16 protein-coding genes and 3 pseudogenes are annotated in these 15782 nt (G+C 70.0%); 9 read left to right on the top strand and 10 right to left on the bottom strand.

Annotated elements, in window-relative coordinates; translation table 11 throughout:
- Window positions 1-32: 32 nt before the first annotated feature.
- The 3 genes and pseudogenes from OH809_RS17465 to OH809_RS17455 all read left to right on the top strand — a co-directional run.
- Window positions 33-370 (top strand): annotated as a pseudogene (locus tag OH809_RS17465) (LCP family protein); the annotation flags it as partial.
- A gap of 125 nt (window positions 371-495) precedes the next feature.
- A complete protein-coding gene (locus OH809_RS17460; RefSeq protein ID WP_406421509.1) occupies window positions 496-852 on the top strand; it encodes a YciI family protein in 357 nt (118 codons plus the stop codon).
- A 61-nt stretch (window positions 853-913) separates the two neighbouring features.
- The gene (locus OH809_RS17455) at window positions 914-2176 is read left to right on the top strand and encodes an RNA polymerase sigma factor (RefSeq protein WP_406515305.1); all 1263 of its coding nucleotides are present in this window, start codon (window positions 914-916) and stop codon (window positions 2174-2176) included.
- 38 nt (window positions 2177-2214) lie between these two features.
- Here the strand turns inward: OH809_RS17455 and OH809_RS17450 are convergent, their stop codons facing one another.
- Together OH809_RS17450 and OH809_RS17445 are read right to left on the bottom strand one after the other, a co-directional pair.
- Window positions 2215-2976, bottom strand: a complete 762-nt coding sequence (locus OH809_RS17450) for an aminoglycoside phosphotransferase family protein (RefSeq protein WP_406515304.1) — start codon at window positions 2974-2976, stop codon at window positions 2215-2217.
- Between the two features lie 22 nt (window positions 2977-2998).
- Entirely contained in the window at window positions 2999-4057 is a 1059-nt protein-coding gene (locus OH809_RS17445) for an aldo/keto reductase (protein ID WP_406421512.1), read from the bottom strand.
- 132 nt (window positions 4058-4189) lie between these two features.
- On the opposite strand from OH809_RS17445, the gene OH809_RS17440 reads away from it, so the two are divergent.
- Window positions 4190-4852 carry a hypothetical protein gene (locus OH809_RS17440; RefSeq protein WP_406515303.1) on the top strand — a complete coding sequence of 221 codons (663 nt, stop codon included), beginning with the start codon at window positions 4190-4192 and terminating at the stop codon, window positions 4850-4852.
- Window positions 4853-4905: 53 nt separating this feature from the next.
- A complete protein-coding gene (locus tag OH809_RS17435; protein ID WP_406421514.1) occupies window positions 4906-5271 on the top strand; it encodes a hypothetical protein in 366 nt (121 codons plus the stop codon).
- 51 nt (window positions 5272-5322) lie between these two features.
- Here OH809_RS17435 and OH809_RS17430 read toward each other — a convergent pair whose 3' ends face one another.
- Entirely contained in the window at window positions 5323-6543 is a 1221-nt protein-coding gene (locus OH809_RS17430) for a THUMP-like domain-containing protein (protein WP_406515302.1), read from the bottom strand.
- A gap of 283 nt (window positions 6544-6826) precedes the next feature.
- On the opposite strand from OH809_RS17430, the pseudogene OH809_RS17425 reads away from it, so the two are divergent.
- Window positions 6827-7056 (top strand): annotated as a pseudogene (locus OH809_RS17425) (polysaccharide deacetylase family protein); the annotation flags it as partial.
- A 247-nt stretch (window positions 7057-7303) separates the two neighbouring features.
- On the opposite strand, the gene OH809_RS17420 reads toward OH809_RS17425, so the two are convergent.
- On the bottom strand, window positions 7304-7756 hold the full coding sequence (locus tag OH809_RS17420) for a DUF6234 family protein (RefSeq protein ID WP_406515301.1): 453 nt from the start codon (window positions 7754-7756) through the stop codon (window positions 7304-7306).
- A 288-nt stretch (window positions 7757-8044) separates the two neighbouring features.
- On the opposite strand from OH809_RS17420, the gene groES reads away from it, so the two are divergent.
- Window positions 8045-8353, top strand: a complete 309-nt coding sequence (gene groES, locus OH809_RS17415; RefSeq protein ID WP_003998759.1) for a co-chaperone GroES — start codon at window positions 8045-8047, stop codon at window positions 8351-8353.
- 100 nt (window positions 8354-8453) lie between these two features.
- On the top strand, window positions 8454-10079 hold the full coding sequence (gene groL, locus OH809_RS17410) for a chaperonin GroEL (protein ID WP_406421518.1): 1626 nt from the start codon (window positions 8454-8456) through the stop codon (window positions 10077-10079).
- Between the two features lie 93 nt (window positions 10080-10172).
- Here groL and OH809_RS17405 read toward each other — a convergent pair whose 3' ends face one another.
- From OH809_RS17405 to OH809_RS17380, 6 genes and pseudogenes are all read right to left on the bottom strand, one after another.
- Window positions 10173-10868 carry an ester cyclase gene (locus tag OH809_RS17405; RefSeq protein WP_406421519.1) on the bottom strand — a complete coding sequence of 232 codons (696 nt, stop codon included), beginning with the start codon at window positions 10866-10868 and terminating at the stop codon, window positions 10173-10175.
- Between the two features lie 225 nt (window positions 10869-11093).
- Entirely contained in the window at window positions 11094-12122 is a 1029-nt protein-coding gene (locus OH809_RS17400) for a hydroxyacid dehydrogenase (protein WP_406515300.1), read from the bottom strand.
- 51 nt (window positions 12123-12173) lie between these two features.
- A pseudogene (locus OH809_RS17395) lies at window positions 12174-12686 on the bottom strand (carbohydrate ABC transporter permease); the annotation flags it as partial.
- A 15-nt stretch (window positions 12687-12701) separates the two neighbouring features.
- Entirely contained in the window at window positions 12702-13097 is a 396-nt protein-coding gene (locus tag OH809_RS17390) for a hypothetical protein (RefSeq protein ID WP_406421521.1), read from the bottom strand.
- Between the two features lie 139 nt (window positions 13098-13236).
- A complete protein-coding gene (locus OH809_RS17385) occupies window positions 13237-14010 on the bottom strand; it encodes an SDR family NAD(P)-dependent oxidoreductase (RefSeq protein ID WP_406421522.1) in 774 nt (257 codons plus the stop codon).
- Window positions 14011-14044: 34 nt separating this feature from the next.
- Complete coding sequence (locus OH809_RS17380) at window positions 14045-14719, bottom strand: MOSC domain-containing protein (protein ID WP_406515299.1); 675 nt, start codon at window positions 14717-14719, stop codon at window positions 14045-14047.
- A gap of 99 nt (window positions 14720-14818) precedes the next feature.
- Here OH809_RS17380 and OH809_RS17375 point away from each other — a divergent pair, with 99 nt between their 5' ends.
- Window positions 14819-15709: a LysR family transcriptional regulator gene (locus tag OH809_RS17375; protein WP_406421524.1), complete on the top strand. Its 891-nt coding sequence runs from the start codon at window positions 14819-14821 to the stop codon at window positions 15707-15709.
- The last annotated feature ends 73 nt before the right edge of the window (window positions 15710-15782 follow it).

Below are 15782 nucleotides of genomic sequence, written 5' to 3'. Positions count from 1 at the left end.
GAAGGAAAACCGAACAATCGTTCCCGTCGTACGCCCGCACCCGCCACGGCATCGGCGACGGCAGGACCTCGGCCGGATCGAGCTCCGGCAACAACCGGTCGAGGCGCTGCTGAAGGAGATCCGGGACACGAACCTGCTGACCGGCGCGGCCGGCCTGTACAAGGTGGCGGACGCGGTCACCGGCAGTCTCACCACGGACACCGGACTCGACTCGCTCGGAGAGCTGAGAAACCTGGCGCAGAGCCTGCGGAACATCCCCTCGGACGGACTGAAGACGGTCACCATGCCCGTCGTCACCGCCCGGTCCGACCCCAACCGGGTGGTCGCGCAGGAACCGGCCGCGAGCAAGCTGTGGGCGTCCCTGCGGTAGGTCCGAAGAGTCCCCCAGAAATTTCTTCAATTTCTTCGGGGGAGTGTGTCGATTGCGGCGTCTCCCGTTCGACGCAAGGGTGAGAGGCAGGGAAAGCCCCCGCCCTCCGCTACCGAGGAGCCACCATGCCGCGCTTCCTGTCGATGGTCCGCATCGATGAGCAGCACCTTCCCTCCGAGGCCCCCGACCCCGACTTCGAGGCGCGCATGGGTGCGCTGTTCGAGGAGATCACCAAGGCCGGGGTCATGCTGGAGACCGCCGGGCTCACCCCCACCTCCCAGGGGACCCGGGTCACCTGGGAGGGCGGCAAGCTGAGCTACACCGACGGGCCCTTCACCGAGACGAAGGAAGTCGTCGGCGGCTACGCCATCACCCAGTGCAAGGACATGGCCGAGGCGCTGGAGTGGACCAAGCGCTTCCTGGAGATCCACCCGAAGAACTGGACCGTCACCTCCGAGGTCCGCGAGATCGCCGAGGGCTGACCTTTCGGACCCGGTCAGCCCGGGCCGCGCTTGCTGCGCCCCGGTACGGCTGCTCTGATGGGTGGCCGTGACGGAAGCAAGCGCGACGCAGGCGGTCGAGGCGGTATTCAGGATCGAGTCCGCGCGGATCATCGCCGGTGCCGCCCGTATCGTGCGGGACGTCGGTATCGCAGAGGAGCTCGCGCAGGACGCTCTGGTCGCCGCGCTGGAGCAGTGGCCGGAGTCGGGTGTCCCGGACAGACCGGGCGCCTGGCTCATGGCCACCGCCAAGCACCGCGCGATCGATCTCGTACGCCGCAAGGAGACGTACGCGCGGAAGCTGGCCGAGGTCGGGCGGACCCTGGAGGACGTGCCGGCGCCCGAGCCGGGGGACGTCAACAGCGCCGAGGACCCCGACCACATCGACGACGACCTGCTGCGGCTGATCTTCACCGCCTGCCACCCCGTGCTGTCGACCGAGGCCCGGATCGCGCTCACCCTGCGGCTGCTCGGCGGACTCACCACCGATGAGATCGCCCGGGCCTTCCTGGCGTCCGAGCCGACCGTCGCCCAGCGCATCGTCCGTGCGAAACGCACCCTGGGCCGGGCGGGCGTTCCCTTCGAAGTGCCGTACGGCCCCGAGCGCGCGGCGCGGCTCGACTCCGTCCTCGAAGTCATCTACCTGATCTTCAACGAGGGTTACTCGGCCACCGCCGGCGACGACTGGCTGCGCCCAGCGCTCTGCGAGGACGCGCTGCGACTGGCCCGGGTGCTGGCCGGACTGATGGACAAGGAACCCGAAGTACACGGTCTGGTAGCCCTGTTGGAGCTCCAGGCGTCCCGCATCGCGGCTCGGACCGGGCCGGACGGTGCGCCCGTGCTGCTCGCCGACCAGAACCGGTCCCGCTGGGACCGGCTGCTGATCCGGCGCGGGTACGCGGCCCTGGAGCGGGCGAACGCGGTGGGCGACGCCCCGGGCCCGTACGCCCTGCAGGCCGCGATTGCCGCGTGCCACGCCCACGCGGTGACGTACGAGAAGACGGACTGGAAGGTCATCGCCACGCTCTACGGGCTGCTGCTGAAGGCGGCCCCGTCGCCGGTCGTCGAGCTGAACCGGGCGGTCGCCGTCTCCATGGCGGAGGGGCCGGAGGCGGGGCTCGCGCTGGTCGACGCCCTGGCCGGGGACCCGGCGCTGAGGGCGTACCACCTGCTGCCGAGCGTGCGCGGCGATCTGCTGGCGCGGCTGGGGCGCACGGACGAGGCGCGGGCGGAGTTCCTGCGGGCGGCGGGCCTGACCCGTAACGCACGTGAGCGGGCGCTGCTGCTGGCGCGGGCGGAGAAGTAATTCGGCGCGGCGCGACGAGTTTCAGCGGCCCGCCCCGTCTACCTTGCACACCCAACGCCCGTACGAGCAGCCGAGGAGCAGGCCATGCAGAAGATCAAAACCTTCCTGCTGCGGAGCAGTGCGATCCCGTCGTACGCCGGGTCGCCCGCCCAGCCCTTGGGGTCGATGGCCAGCCAGGGCTCGCGTGCGCCGGCGATCACGTTGCCGTAGTTCAGATCGCCGTGGACGAGGGTGTCCGGCTGCTCGCGGCCCAGTTCCCGTACGGTCGCCAGCGCCGCGTCGGTGACGTACCGCGGCAGGGGCCGGGCCAGCCGTCCTGCGTGTTCGCGGATCTCCTGCTCCCACGCGTCGGACCGGTCGGCGAGCCGGGGCAGACCGGGCGGGGCCGGGACCGCCAGCCTGCGCACCAGACGGCCGGCCGCGGTCACCGCCGCGTCGAGGTCGGCGAGGCCGGCGAGGGTGCCGGGCCCGGCCCGCTCCAGCAGCATCGCGAACCGCTCGTCGTCCCGCTCGTACAGGGCGACCGCCCCGCGCCCGCCCCACACCGCGAAGGCGTCCGGCTCATGGATGTTGCCCGGGTGGGGGAAGGAAACCTTCAGCACTGCACGGGACCCGTCGTGCCGCCGAGCGGGAACGACGATCCCGACCTGGCCGTGCAGGACCGGTCCGGTGTCCACGGTGCAGTCCCAGCGTCGCAGCAGCTCGTCGACCAGCCCCGGCAGCGACTCCACCCAGGCCCGACCGCGTGCGCCTTCCCGGCCGACCGTGGTCCGCTCGAAGTCCGCCGGTATCGCGATCATCCGGACAGCCTACGGAGCGCCGCTAGCGGATCTCGCTCGCCGTCCGGCGGTAGGTCGAGCGCCGGTCCGTGATGTCCGCCCAGAGGTCCCCGTACACGTTCCTCATGACCCCCGGCTCCCGCAGGAAGTCGTGCGGGAAACCGAGCGGTACCTCGCTTGCCGCGTCGAGCCGGTGTACTGCGTCGGCGTCGAGCACGACATCGACACCGGCGAGATTGTCGGCGAGCTGGCTCACCCTGGTGGCGGCGATGATCGGGATGATGTTCCCGGGCCGCCCGCGCAGCCACGCCAGCGCCACCTGCGCCGGGCTCCAGCCGCCCTGTTCGGCGACCTCCAGCACCGCGGTGAGGACCTCCTCCTCCCGGCGATCGGCCCGGGTGTCGAAGGCGGGCGAGTCCAGCCGGCCCGTTTCGCCGCGGCGGTACTTCCCGGTGAGCTTGCCTGCGGCGAGCGGGCTCCACGCCAGCACTGCCTGGTCGAAGGCGCGGGCCTGCGGCAGCAGTTCGCGTTCCGGGGTGCGCTCCAGCAGGTTGTACCGCAGCTGCGAACCGGCGAACGGGGTCCAGCCCCGCAGCTCGGCCATGGTGCTCGCCTGCGCGATCTCCCACGCCGCCCAGTCCGACACCCCGAGATAGAGCACCTTGCCGGACCGTACGAGGTCGTCGAGGGCGCGCATGACCTCCTCGACCGGGGTGAAGTTGTCCCGTGCGTGCACCCACAGCACGTCGATGCGGTCGGTACGCAGCCGGGCGAGGCTCGACTCCACCGACTGGACCAGGTTCTTCCGGTGGTTGCCCGCCGCGTTCACATCGCCCGTGCGGGTGGCGCAGCTGTACTTCGTGGCGAGTACGAACCGGTCCCGGCGGCCTTCGAGCAGCTCGCCGAGGATCGTCTCCGAGCTGCCGTTGGTGTAGTTGTTGGCGGTGTCGATGAAGTTGCCGCCCGCGTCCGCGTACGCGTCGACGATCCGGGCGCTGGTCTCCTTGTCCGCGCCCCACCCCCAGTCCTCGCCGATGGTCATGGCGCCGAGGCTCAGCTCGCTCACCCGCAGGCCGGTCCGGCCGAACAGCGTGTACTGCACAGTGTTCTCCCTCGGTACGTGCGTGCTTCCGGTCAGCCGGTCGCATTCGGCATTCGGACGTTACGAGCTGGAGCGCGCTTCAACGCAAGCCACGCCGAACCGTGCCCGCACCCGGTCGGTAGGGTCTGGCCCATGTCCCGCCGCACACTGCCGCCGCCCCCTCCGCCCGTCGAGATACGTTCCTGGCCCGACAGGGAAGCCCTGCTCGCCGACCGGGCGGTCGTCCTCGGCGAGCTGGTCACCATGCACGTGGGGCTCGGCCGGCTGGTGCTGCTGTGGCTGTGGGGCGCCCTGTGCGCGCTCGGCTGGTCGCTGGTGGGGACCGCGATCCTCACGTTCGAGGAGTCGTACGACATCTTCAGTGCCGTCCTCGGCGTCGCCCTCGCCGCCCTGGGCACCTGCTGCGTCGTGCCGTCGGTGGTCTTCGTCGTCGTCGGTCTGCGCCGCGACCGGCAGATCCGCCGACTGCTCGACGCCTGGGGCGAGTTGGACCGCGATCCGGTCGGCGACATGCGCCTGCGGGCCCCCGGCGCGAGCCTCGCCTGGATGCTGCCGTCGTTCGCGCTGTGCGCGGTCGGGCTGTACGCCTGCGTGGCCGTCCCGGCGGGTGCGGAGGCACCCGAGGACACCTACGGTGCGGTCGCCCTCGTCCTGGGACTCGGGATGATCGGCTGGCTGCTCGGTCTGATCGGCGTCACCAAGGCGTTCGCGCACCGCCGTTGGGTGCTGAGGGTGCTCGTCGGGGCGCCCGGGCCCGAGCCGCTGTTCTCCGTCGGCGGCGGTGCTCACCGCTGAAACCGCCTCTATCCTGGCCGCGTAACAGGATCCGCTCAGGGGGAGGGTGTCACATGGAGTGGTACTGGTGGGTGCTCATCATCTTCTGGACCGGCGGCTTCGGATGGGCGGTCGACAACGTCCGTACGGCGCTGCGCAACCGGCACACCCGCAGGCTGGAACTGCTGGAGGCGGGCAGACAGGAACGCCTGGCCGTCGAGGCGGCGAACCGGCCGCCGGAGCCGGTCTGCGGCTGCACGCACCACCTTGCGATCCATGACAAGCAGGGCAGGTGCCATGAGCGGGTCGAGGTGCCGACGGCCTGGGACGAGAGCAAGAAGCCGGTCCGCTTCGAAGCCGGGCAGTGCAACTGCCAGCAGTACGTGGGCCCACAGCCGCTCTCCCAGGTGTACGCAGACGACCTGACCGACCTTGCCTGACGGCCTCCCCCACGGTAGGGAGTGGGCTCCCTACCTCACAGGGCAATACACCTAAGGCGTGCCGGGCCGCACGGGGTGGCCGATCAGCATGGTCGGCGCCCCTGCGACCCGGGTCAGGAACACGGTCGCCGCGTTGGGGCCCTGGAGCTTCATCTTCCTGCGCAGTTCCTCCGGTTCGACGGCCGAGCCCCGCTTCTTGACGGTCAGGACGCCGACCTTCCGCTCCCGCAGCAGCGCCTTCAGCTTCTTCATGCTGAAGGGCAGTTGGTCGGTGATCTCGTACGCGGAGGCGTAGGGGGAGTCGTACGGCTCGTCGCTCGTGACGTACGCGATCGTCTCGTCGACCAGCCGGCCGCCCGACCGGTCCACGATGTCGGCTACCAGATGGGCGCGGATGACGGCGCCGTCCGGCTCGTACAGATAGCGGCCTACCGGTCCGACGGGCGGGGCGGGCAGTGCGGCCGGGGCCGACACGGTCGCGCCCGCCGGGAGCAGTGTGGCGCGGTACGAGCCCGGGGCGAACCCCTCGCCGAACCAGAGCACCGCCTCCTTCACATCGCCGGCGTCCGAGATCCACTCCGCCTCCGCCTGCGCCGGGATCGCCTCGTGCGGGATGCCGGGGGCGATCTTCAGCGCGGCGCGGGGGGCCGCCAGCGCGGCGCCGGTCGCCCAGGAGAGCGGCGGCGAGTACGCCTCGGGGTCGAAGATCCTGCCGCGTCCGCCGCGCCGGGCCGGGTCGACGAAGACCGCGTCGTACGCGGACGTGTCGATCTCGGTGACATCGGCGCAGCGCACTTCGATCAGGGTGTCGAGACCGAGTGCGGCGGCATTGGCGCGGGCCACCTCTGCGGTCAGCGGGTCGCGGTCCACGGCGAGGACGGAGATGCCCGCGCGGGCGAGGGCGAGGGCGTCACCGCCGATCCCGCAGCAGAGGTCGGCGACGCTGCGTACGCCCGTTTCGGTGAAGCGCCGGGCGCGGTAGGTGGCGACCGAGGTGCGGGTCGCCTGCTCGACGCCGTTCGGTGTGAAGAACATCCGGTACGCGTCCTCGGTGCCGAACTTCGCCACCGCCCGCTGCCGCAGCCGCGCCTGTCCCAGCGCCGCCGACACCAGCGGGGCCGGATGGCTGCGGCGCAGCCGGGTGGCGGTGGCGAGCTCCTGGGAGGGGTCGTAGGCCCGCAGCTCGGCGAGGAGCGCCTCGCCCTCGGGTGTGCGCAGGGCCGTGAAGGCGGCGAGCGGGTCGGTCGGGTCGGTCGGATCGAAGGCGTTCACCGGCCCATTGTGAGCCAGCCGGGGGAGCGCGCGGGCCCGGCGGAGGTGTCGGCCGCAGTGGCCGAGCAGCCACTGGCAGTATGCGAAACCATGCGGCTTATACGACAAAAGGAAGATTTAACCGCGCAGAGGCATGGACCGGGCGTGGTGCGACGCCGACCGGGCCATGTGGCCCCTGGCCGCACTCCTGGTCGCCGCAGCCGTGCCCGGCTGCGTCTCCGAGTCCGGCGGCGGACATCCGGGCGGCTACGCCCGGCGGACGCAGGCCGCACGCGCGGTGCCAGCCAGGAAGTGGGGGCCGGCCGCCATGCCGCCGGCCGCGTTCCCCGACCACATGGAGTGGCGCGAGCGGGACTGCGCTCTGTACCCGGGCGACATCATCCTCACGCACTTCGGGGGCCGCAAGGACTGGGGCGGCTCCATGGCGCCGACCTCGCCGACCTGGTCCGCGCGGTCTTGAGGATCATCACGGACAAGGGGTACGCCGTGGCCCGGCTGGAGGACTACGTATGACAAGGGCGTACCGGCTGCTCGCCGGACTGCTGGCAACCGGTGCGCTCCTGACCGCCACCGCCGGGTGCGCGCAGTCGGTCGACCCGATCGAACGGCTGGGCCGGAAGGCCGCGCAGAAGGTGAGCCGGCCGCACCGGACGCCGGAGCCGGGACCGGCGGCGGGGGCGGAGCCGGAGCGCCGGCAGGGTGTGCCGGGTGATCACGGGGCGGCGGGGCCGATGGTCGTCGGCTCCTGCGGCCGACCGGGTCAGCTGCCGGAGTCCCGGCACTCGTGGTTGTCTCCGCCGCTGTGGCACTGGTGGCCGGACCGGACGGGACCGTCCGACGGATTGGATGCCGGCGCGGGGTGCGAGCGGCGGTAGTCGGACTGCCCGATCTGCACCGTCACGATGCACAGCACGAGCGCGACGCAGACCTGGATCGAACCCGCCCAGGGCCGGTTCGTGCGCAGCAGTGCGACGGTGATCGCGACGACCACCAGCGTGATCACCCCGAACGTGATCGCGGGCCCCCAGTCCGTCGGTGGCCGTTCGGCCGTCTCGGGCGTGCCGTCGTAGGAGTCGGCCCAGCCCGCCATGCCTATCCGGAACGTGGCGATCGCGCAGACCACCACCTCCAGGGCAACCAGCAGCAGACCGAGCGCGATGTCGAGACCTGCCCCGCCGACGGGGCGCTGACGCAGAGGCGTGACTTCCGGCATCTCCCCAGCGTCGTACGGAACGGAGCGGTCCGTCCCTGTGTTCCCCGTACGTTGTCCTGATCGAGGCCGTCCTGTGCTGCGACGCCACGACCGGACTGAATTGGCACTCCACTTGACCGAGTGCTAATCGCGGTCATAGTCTCAGCTCTGGCACTCCCCACTGGAGAGTGCCAGCAGTACTGTGCGACCAGCAGGTCCGGCACCCGCGACGACGGACCCACCTGATCGCCACCCCAGACAGTTAACCCCGCAGTTAACCCCGAGATCTCCGAAGGGGGAGGCCGGATCGTGACGACCACCAGCTCCAAGGTTGCCATCAAGCCGCTTGAGGACCGCATTGTGGTCCAGCCGCTCGACGCCGAGCAGACCACGGCCTCTGGCCTGGTCATCCCGGACACCGCCAAGGAGAAGCCCCAGGAGGGCGTCGTCCTGGCCGTGGGCCCGGGCCGCTTCGAGAACGGCGAGCGCCTGCCGCTCGACGTCAAGACCGGTGACATCGTGCTGTACAGCAAGTACGGCGGCACCGAGGTGAAGTACAACGGCGAGGAGTACCTCGTCCTCTCGGCTCGCGACGTGCTCGCGATCATCGAGAAGTAATTCACACACGTTTGCTTCCGTTCTGCGCCCCTGGTCCCCTGCGAGATAACAAGCCGGGCGGTCAGGGGCGCAGTTCGTTCGAGAGGACAGTTCAGCTCCCATGGCGAAGATTCTGAAGTTCGACGAGGACGCCCGTCGCGCCCTTGAGCGCGGCGTCAACAAGCTTGCCGACACGGTCAAGGTGACGATCGGTCCCAAGGGCCGCAACGTCGTCATCGACAAGAAGTTCGGCGCTCCCACCATCACCAACGACGGTGTCACCATCGCGCGCGAGGTCGAGCTCGACGACCCGTACGAGAACCTCGGTGCCCAGCTGGTGAAGGAGGTGGCGACCAAGACCAACGACGTAGCGGGTGACGGCACCACCACCGCCACCGTGCTCGCCCAGGCGCTCGTCCGCGAGGGCCTGCGCAACGTTGCCGCGGGTGCTTCCCCGGCCGCCCTGAAGAAGGGCATCGACGCCGCGGTCAAGGCTGTGTCCGAGGAGCTCCTCGCGACCGCCCGCCCGATCGACGACAAGTCCGACATCGCCGCCGTGGCCGCGCTCTCCGCGCAGGACTCGCAGGTCGGCGAGCTCATCGCGGACGCGATGGACAAGGTCGGCAAGGACGGTGTCATCACCGTCGAGGAGTCCAACACCTTCGGTCTGGACCTCGAGTTCACCGAGGGCATGGCCTTCGACAAGGGTTACCTGTCCCCGTACATGGTGACCGACCAGGAGCGTATGGAGGCCGTCCTCGACGACCCGTACATCCTGATCCACCAGGGCAAGATCGGCTCGATCCAGGAGCTGCTCCCGCTGCTGGAGAAGGTCATCCAGGCCGGTGGCTCCAAGCCGCTGCTGATCATCGCCGAGGACGTCGAGGGCGAGGCCCTGTCGACCCTGGTCGTCAACAAGATCCGTGGCACCTTCAACGCCGTCGCGGTGAAGGCCCCGGGCTTCGGTGACCGCCGCAAGGCCATGCTCGGCGACATCGCCACCCTCACCGGTGCGACCGTCATCGCCGAGGAGGTCGGCCTCAAGCTCGACCAGGCCGGTCTGGACGTGCTGGGCACCGCCCGCCGTGTCACCATCTCCAAGGACGACACGACCATCGTGGACGGCGGCGGCGAGCCCGGCGACGTCAAGGGCCGGGTCAACCAGATCAAGGCCGAGATCGACGCCACCGACTCCGACTGGGACCGCGAGAAGCTCCAGGAGCGCCTCGCGAAGCTGGCCGGCGGCGTGTGCGTGATCCGTGTCGGTGCCGCCACCGAGGTGGAGCTCAAGGAGAAGAAGCACCGTCTGGAGGACGCCATCTCCGCGACCCGCGCCGCGGTCGAGGAGGGCATCGTCTCCGGTGGTGGCTCCGCTCTGGTCCACGCCGTCAAGGTCCTCGAGGGCAACCTCGACAAGACCGGCGACGAGGCCACCGGTGTCGCGGTCGTGCGCCGCGCCGCGGTCGAGCCGCTGCGCTGGATCGCCGAGAACGCCGGCCTCGAGGGCTACGTCATCACCTCGAAGGTCGCCGAGCTCGACAAGGGCCAGGGCTTCAACGCCGCGACTGGCGAGTACGGCGACCTGGTGAAGGCCGGCGTCATCGACCCGGTCAAGGTCACCCGCTCCGCGCTGGAGAACGCCGCGTCCATCGCGTCGCTGCTGCTCACGACCGAGACCCTGGTCGTCGAGAAGCCGGCCGAGGAAGAGGCCGACGCCGGTCACGGCGGCCACGGTCACTCGCACTGACGCGCTGCCACCTCGGCTCACCGCCGCACAAGGCCCCCGTTCCCGCTGTTCAGCGATGGGAACGGGGGTCTTCGGCTGTCCTTCGCCGTTGGATCAGTCGAGCGCGCCGAGCTGCCGCATCAGGCCGAGGAGATCCTCGTGCCACCAGCCTTCCTGGATCCTGCCGTCCTTGAACCGGAAGATCGTGGTGCCCGTCATGGTGCACTGCCTGCCCGTGGGGGCGATCCCCATGAAGTCGCCCTCGTGGGTGCCGGTCCAGGTCCACAGCGTCACGACGTCGTCACCCTCGCAGACCTGCCGGTCCAGGCTGAAGGTGAAGTCGAAGGCCGCGCGCCATGCGATCACGTCGTTCTTCAGGGAGTCGGACCCGATCACCGTGTCCTGTTCCTTTGCGACGTCGTGGTCGATGTAGCCGGGCGCGAACACCTCGTCGATGGCTTCGAGGTTGCCCCCGACAGCGATCTCGTGGAAGAACCGGCGCGACAGTGTCTGGTTCAACTGTTCGTCACGGACCACATCGAGGTCGGTGAAGGTGGGCATCCCGTCGCAGAGCGCCACCAGCTCCTGGAAGATCTGGTCGGTCTCCGGCAGCTTCGAGTTCGCCATCGCATCTTCGTACGAAGGGAATTCGACGATCTCGACATAGTGGGACCCGTCGGAGCGGTCCTTGCCGATGAGGCTGTGCGTGGCCGTCCGGGTGCCCTTGGTCCGTTCGACCCATTCGTCCATGAGGCGGTCCATGTCGTCGAACCGCTCCGTCTTGCAGTCGATTACTTGTACGAATCTCATGGCGTCTCCCGGTCCTGCAGTTTGGGTGGGATTCTTCCAGTTTAGACCGACCGGCCATTGGGGGGTGGGTGAAGGAGCGGGGATAGAGGTGCGTGCATCGCAAGGCGGAGGATTGAGCCATGGTGATTGACGACAACGCCGCGAGGTGCGTGCCCCAGCCCCGTGACGCCGCCCCCCAATTGCCGGTCGGTCTTGGTGAGTCAGAGGGCTTTCGACGTTCGGGGCTCAGGCCGAGTGCTGCAGGCTTCCGGCGTGCACGGGGTCCGCGAAGGGCAGGCCGGACGCGAACCGCTCCATCTCGTCGAGCGCCTGGTCGGCCATCCGGTGCAGCTCATTGCCCTGCGAGCCCGCGATGTGCGGAGTGAGCAGTACATTCGGCAGCTCGTACAACGGCGAGAGCGCGGGCGGAAGTTCGGGATCCGTCACATCCAGCACCGCGTGCAGCCGCCCGCTCCGCAGCTCCGCAAGCAAGGCGTCCTCGTCGATCAGCGACCCGCGAGCCGTGTTGATCAGCGTCGTGCCCGTCGCCATCGCCGCCAGCTGCGCCGCGCCGATCAGATGGTGCGTCTCCGGCAGCTGCGGCGCATGCACGGAGACGACGGAGCTGCGCGCGCACAGCTCGTCCGGCGTCGCGAGCCGTACGCCCAGCCGGGCCGCCTCCGCGGCGTCGACGTACGGGTCGTACAGCAGGACGTCCAGGTCGAAGGGGTGCAGCAGCTCGATCACCCGTCGGCCGATGCGGGATGCGCCGATGATGCCGACGGTACGGCGGTAGTTGCCGGAGCCGGCGAGCTCCTGGAGCCAGTCGTGGCCGGTGCGCAGGGCGGCGTATCGCTGCGCGGTCTGCAGCACCCGCTTGCCCGCGAACAGGATCGCGGCAAGGGTGAACTCGGCGACGGGCAGCGCATTGGCACCGGCCGCCGAGGTGACGGCGATCCCGCGTTCCCAGCAGGCGTCCGTGATGTGGTGCTTCACGGAACCGGCCGCGTGCACCACGGCCCGCAGCCGCGGCGCGCCGTCCAGCACCTCGGCGGTCAGCGGTGGCGCACCCCAGCAGGTCAACAGCACGTCGGCCTCGGCGAGCGCGGCGGCCGTCTCCGGTGTCGGGTCGGCCAGGTCGTGGGCGACGAAGCGGGGATCCGTACGGGTGAGGGCGGCCAGTCGTGTGCGGTGGCGGTCGGCGAGGAGCTGGTCGGCGATGCCGGGGCCCATCGCCAGCAGGGCTTTCGGCCGGTTGTCAGTGGCGTGGGGCACGGTGGAACTCGGACTCCTCAAAGGGTGCTCGGCTCAAGGGGCGGATGACGGTCACTTGACGCTTCCGGTGGTCAGACCCGCCTTCCAGTGCCGCTGCAGGGAGACGAAGGCGACGATCAGGGGGATCACGGCGAGGAGGGATCCGGTGACGACGAGCGGATAGAAGCTCGGCTCGCCGTGGGTGTTGGTGTTCCAGGTGTACAGACCGAGGCTCAGCGGGAACAGCTTACGGTCCGACAGCATCACGAGGGGGAGGAAGAAGTTGTTCCAGATCGCGGTGAACTGGAAGAGGAAGACGGTCACGAAGCCCGGCATGACCATGCGCAGCCCGATCGAGCAGAAGACGCGCAGCTCGCCGGCGCCGTCGATACGGGCGGCCTCCAGCGCCTCGTTCGGGATGTAGCCGGTGGAGAACACCCGGGCGAGGTAGACGCCGAACGGGTTGACGAGGACCGGGATCAGCACGGACCAGTAGGTGTTGACGAGACCGGTCTTGGACGCCAGGAGATACATCGGCAGGGCGAGCGCGGTGGTTGGGACCAGCACGCCCATCAGCACCAGACCGATGCCGTGCGGACGCTATCCACTGATCATGTCGGCGTTCCTACGGGACTTCGGTGCTCTGCGGGACTGGCGGGCGAGTAGTTGACCAGCGCCGGCGACGACGTACAGCACGACCAGCACTCCGAGTACGAGGTCGAGCCAGTCATAGGCCGAGCCTTTGAAGAGTGCGGCCCATGCCCCGTATCCCGCGACGGATCCAGCAACCACCAGCAACACCGACGCGGCGACGTGCAGCGCCCGCGCAGCCCCGGGCCGTCGATCCTTGAGCAGCTCGGCACCCGCACCGAGCGCGACCAGCGCGGCGAAGGCGTGGTGCGGCTCCGGACGCGCCGACCCGATCACGTCCACGATGTTGACCAGGACTCCGATCGAGCCGACGGCCAGGGCGCCCTGGGATATACGGCAGTTCATCAGTCCCCCGTTGGCAGGCAGGAATCTCCCCGCTCGCGGAGGAGAGAACTTCAAAACAACGCTTTCCGCACATGCGGATCTCGGCACCGATACCTACGCGGGCCGCGGCGTCAAGTAATCCGCACACCGTCCGACCGCCCTACTGCGGGCCGTACTTGCGGCCTGTCTTGGAGGTGACTCCTCCGAGCAGGCCGCGCGGCGCCACCTTCACCAGTCCCATCAGCGCCTTGTACCGCGCGTCCGGGATCGACACCGACTTCCCGCGCGCCAGATCCGCCAGCGCCGAGGCGACCAGCCTGTCCGCGTCGAGCCACATCCAGCCCGGGATGTTGCCGGTCCCCATCCCGGCGCGCTCATGGAACTCGGTCCGTACGAAGCCGGGGCACAGTGCCATCAGCCGCACCCCCGAACCGGCCAGGTCCTTCGCCGCGCCCTGGGTGAACTGAACGACCCACGCCTTGGACGCGCCGTACGTCCCACGCGGTACGAACGCCGCCACCGAGGCCACATTGACCACCCCGCCCCGCCCGCGTTCCTTCATCCCCGTCGCGGCAGCCGAGGTCAGCCGCAGCACTGCTTCGCAGTGCACCTTCAGCATCTTCAGCTCGTCCGCCATCGGCACATCCAGATAGCGGCCCTTGTTGCCGAACCCGGCATTGTTGATCAGAAGGTCGACCGGCTGCCGGCGGTCCGTCAGCCGCGCTTCGACCGACGCGATCCCGTCGTCCTCGGAGAGGTCGGCGGTCAGCACCTCGGCCTCGATGCCGTGCCGGTCGTGCAGCTCGGTGGCCTGTTCCCGGAGCCGCTCGGTGCTGCGCGCCACCAGTACCAGGTTGTGCCCGTCGGCCGCGAGACGCCGCGCGAAGGCGGCTCCGATTCCCGCGGTCGCGCCCGTAATCAATGCAGTCGTCATACGCGGCACGTTACGGCCTCGCGCACCGCACTGATCACTCGCCAGGTGCCTGCGACTCCACGTACTTCAGGGCGGCGCGCAGCGTCTCGGGATGCAGTGCGTCCCGGGCCGTGAGCAGCCCGGGCAGCAGGTCCCGTCGCACCGTCGCCGCCAGGAACTGCATCCGTACGGTGACGTCGTGGTCCGGCCGGTGCACGATCTCGACCGGATCCCCGGCGCGGATCTCGCCCGGCTCGATCACTCGCAGGTAGGCACCCGGAGCGGCCGCCTCCGTGAATCGCTTGACCCAGCGCTTCTCTCCGAGGTGACCGGCGAACGTGCGGCACGGAATGCGACCCGACGTCACCTCCAGGACCAGATCGGGTCCGATCCGCCAGCGCTCGCCGATCCTCGCGCCGCTCACGTCCAGTCCGGCGGTCGTCAGGTTCTCGCCGAACGCGCCGTTGGCCAGCGGGCGGCCGAGCGAACGCTCCCAGGCGTCGAGATCCTCGCGGGCGACGGCGTACACGGCCTGGTCCGAGCCGCCGTGATGGCGCAGATCGCACACCGCGTCCCCGGCCACCCCGCTGCCGCCGCTGCCCTTGGGGCCGGGATCGGTGACCCGCACCGGGCCGTCGGCCGGCTGCTTGTCGATTCCGGTCACGCCGCCGGCGGCGTCGGTGTAGCCGACGGCCTCGGGCCGTCCCGCATTCACAGTCAGCAGTTCCATGCGGCGAACGCTAGTGCCCCTCCCGGCAACAGTGCCCCCATCCTCAAAGTCGCATGTGAATAATTCGCATCCGACCCAAGCTGCCCTTATGGTTGAAGAGTGATCGAAGCCCGTCATCTCCGTGTCCTGCGCGCCGTGGCCGCCACCGGCTCGTTCTCCGCCGCCGCGCGCGAACTGGGCTGCACCCAGCCCGCGGTCAGCCAGCAGATGAAGGCCCTGGAGTCCTCGGCCGGCACCACGCTGCTGATCCGCACAGGCCGCGAGATGCGGCTCACCCAGGCGGGTGAGGCGCTGGTACGTCACGCGTCCGGCATCCTCGCCGGGCTGACCGCCGCCGAGGAGGAGGTCGCCGCGATCGCCGGGCTGCGGGCCGGCCGGGTCCGGCTCGTCTCGTTTCCCAGTGGCAGTTCGACTCTGGTTCCCGGGGCCCTGGCCGCCCTGCGCGCCGCCCACCCGGGGACGAGGGTCTCCCTGGTCGAGGCGGAGCCGCCGCGCTCGGTCGAGATGCTCAGGGAGGGTGACTGCGACATCGCGCTGGCGTTCCGCTACGGCGCCTCGGGTGGCGAGTGGGAGGATCTGGTCGTGCGCCCGCTGCTCACCGACCGGCTGATCGGCCTGGTTCCCGACGGGCATCGCCTGGCCGGTGCGGACGCGGTGGGGATCGGTGAACTGGCCGACGAGTCCTGGATCGCGGGCTGCCCGCGCTGCCGTCGACAGTTGGTGGAGGTCTGCGAGAAGTCCGGCTTCATTCCCCGGATCGACTTCGCCACCGACGACTACCCTGCGGTGATCGGCCTGGTCGGCGCCGGTCTGGGAGTGGCCGTGCTGCCGGCACTGGCGATCGAGTCGGTACGTCCCAAGGGGGCCCGCACCGTGACGGTGGAGCCGGCGATCGAACGCGAGATCGTCGCGCTGACTCTTCCCGACCTGGCCCACGTTCCCGCGGTGGCAGCCACCCTGGACCAGCTGTCCCTGGCGGCCGCCCGCTAGGCCGGGGCCGGCGCATGCCACTGGCCCGCCCCGCAGGCATGCGGTGCAGGAACGTTTCTTCCGTTGTTGTGCA

The organism is Streptomyces sp. NBC_00873, from assembly GCF_045207415.1.
GTDB lineage: Bacteria > Actinomycetota > Actinomycetes > Streptomycetales > Streptomycetaceae > Streptomyces.
The sequence above is the reverse complement of the archived record's forward strand: the minus strand, read 5'-3'. Positions and strand labels throughout refer to the sequence as shown.

What these genes read in the sequence shown, in the direction of transcription:
- OH809_RS17460 (WP_406421509.1), top strand. Translation starts at nt 496, where the DNA reads ATGCCGCGCTTCCTGTCGATGGTCCGCATCGATGAGCAGCACCTTCCC.
- OH809_RS17450 (WP_406515304.1), bottom strand. Translation starts at nt 2,976, where the DNA reads ATGATCGCGATACCGGCGGACTTCGAGCGGACCACGGTCGGCCGGGAA.
- OH809_RS17440 (WP_406515303.1), top strand. Translation starts at nt 4,190, where the DNA reads ATGTCCCGCCGCACACTGCCGCCGCCCCCTCCGCCCGTCGAGATACGT.
- OH809_RS17435 (WP_406421514.1), top strand. Translation starts at nt 4,906, where the DNA reads ATGGAGTGGTACTGGTGGGTGCTCATCATCTTCTGGACCGGCGGCTTC.
- OH809_RS17420 (WP_406515301.1), bottom strand. Translation starts at nt 7,756, where the DNA reads ATGCCGGAAGTCACGCCTCTGCGTCAGCGCCCCGTCGGCGGGGCAGGT.
- groL (WP_406421518.1), top strand. Translation starts at nt 8,454, where the DNA reads ATGGCGAAGATTCTGAAGTTCGACGAGGACGCCCGTCGCGCCCTTGAG.
- OH809_RS17405 (WP_406421519.1), bottom strand. Translation starts at nt 10,868, where the DNA reads ATGAGATTCGTACAAGTAATCGACTGCAAGACGGAGCGGTTCGACGAC.
- OH809_RS17390 (WP_406421521.1), bottom strand. Translation starts at nt 13,097, where the DNA reads ATGAACTGCCGTATATCCCAGGGCGCCCTGGCCGTCGGCTCGATCGGA.
- OH809_RS17385 (WP_406421522.1), bottom strand. Translation starts at nt 14,010, where the DNA reads ATGACGACTGCATTGATTACGGGCGCGACCGCGGGAATCGGAGCCGCC.
- OH809_RS17380 (WP_406515299.1), bottom strand. Translation starts at nt 14,719, where the DNA reads ATGGAACTGCTGACTGTGAATGCGGGACGGCCCGAGGCCGTCGGCTAC.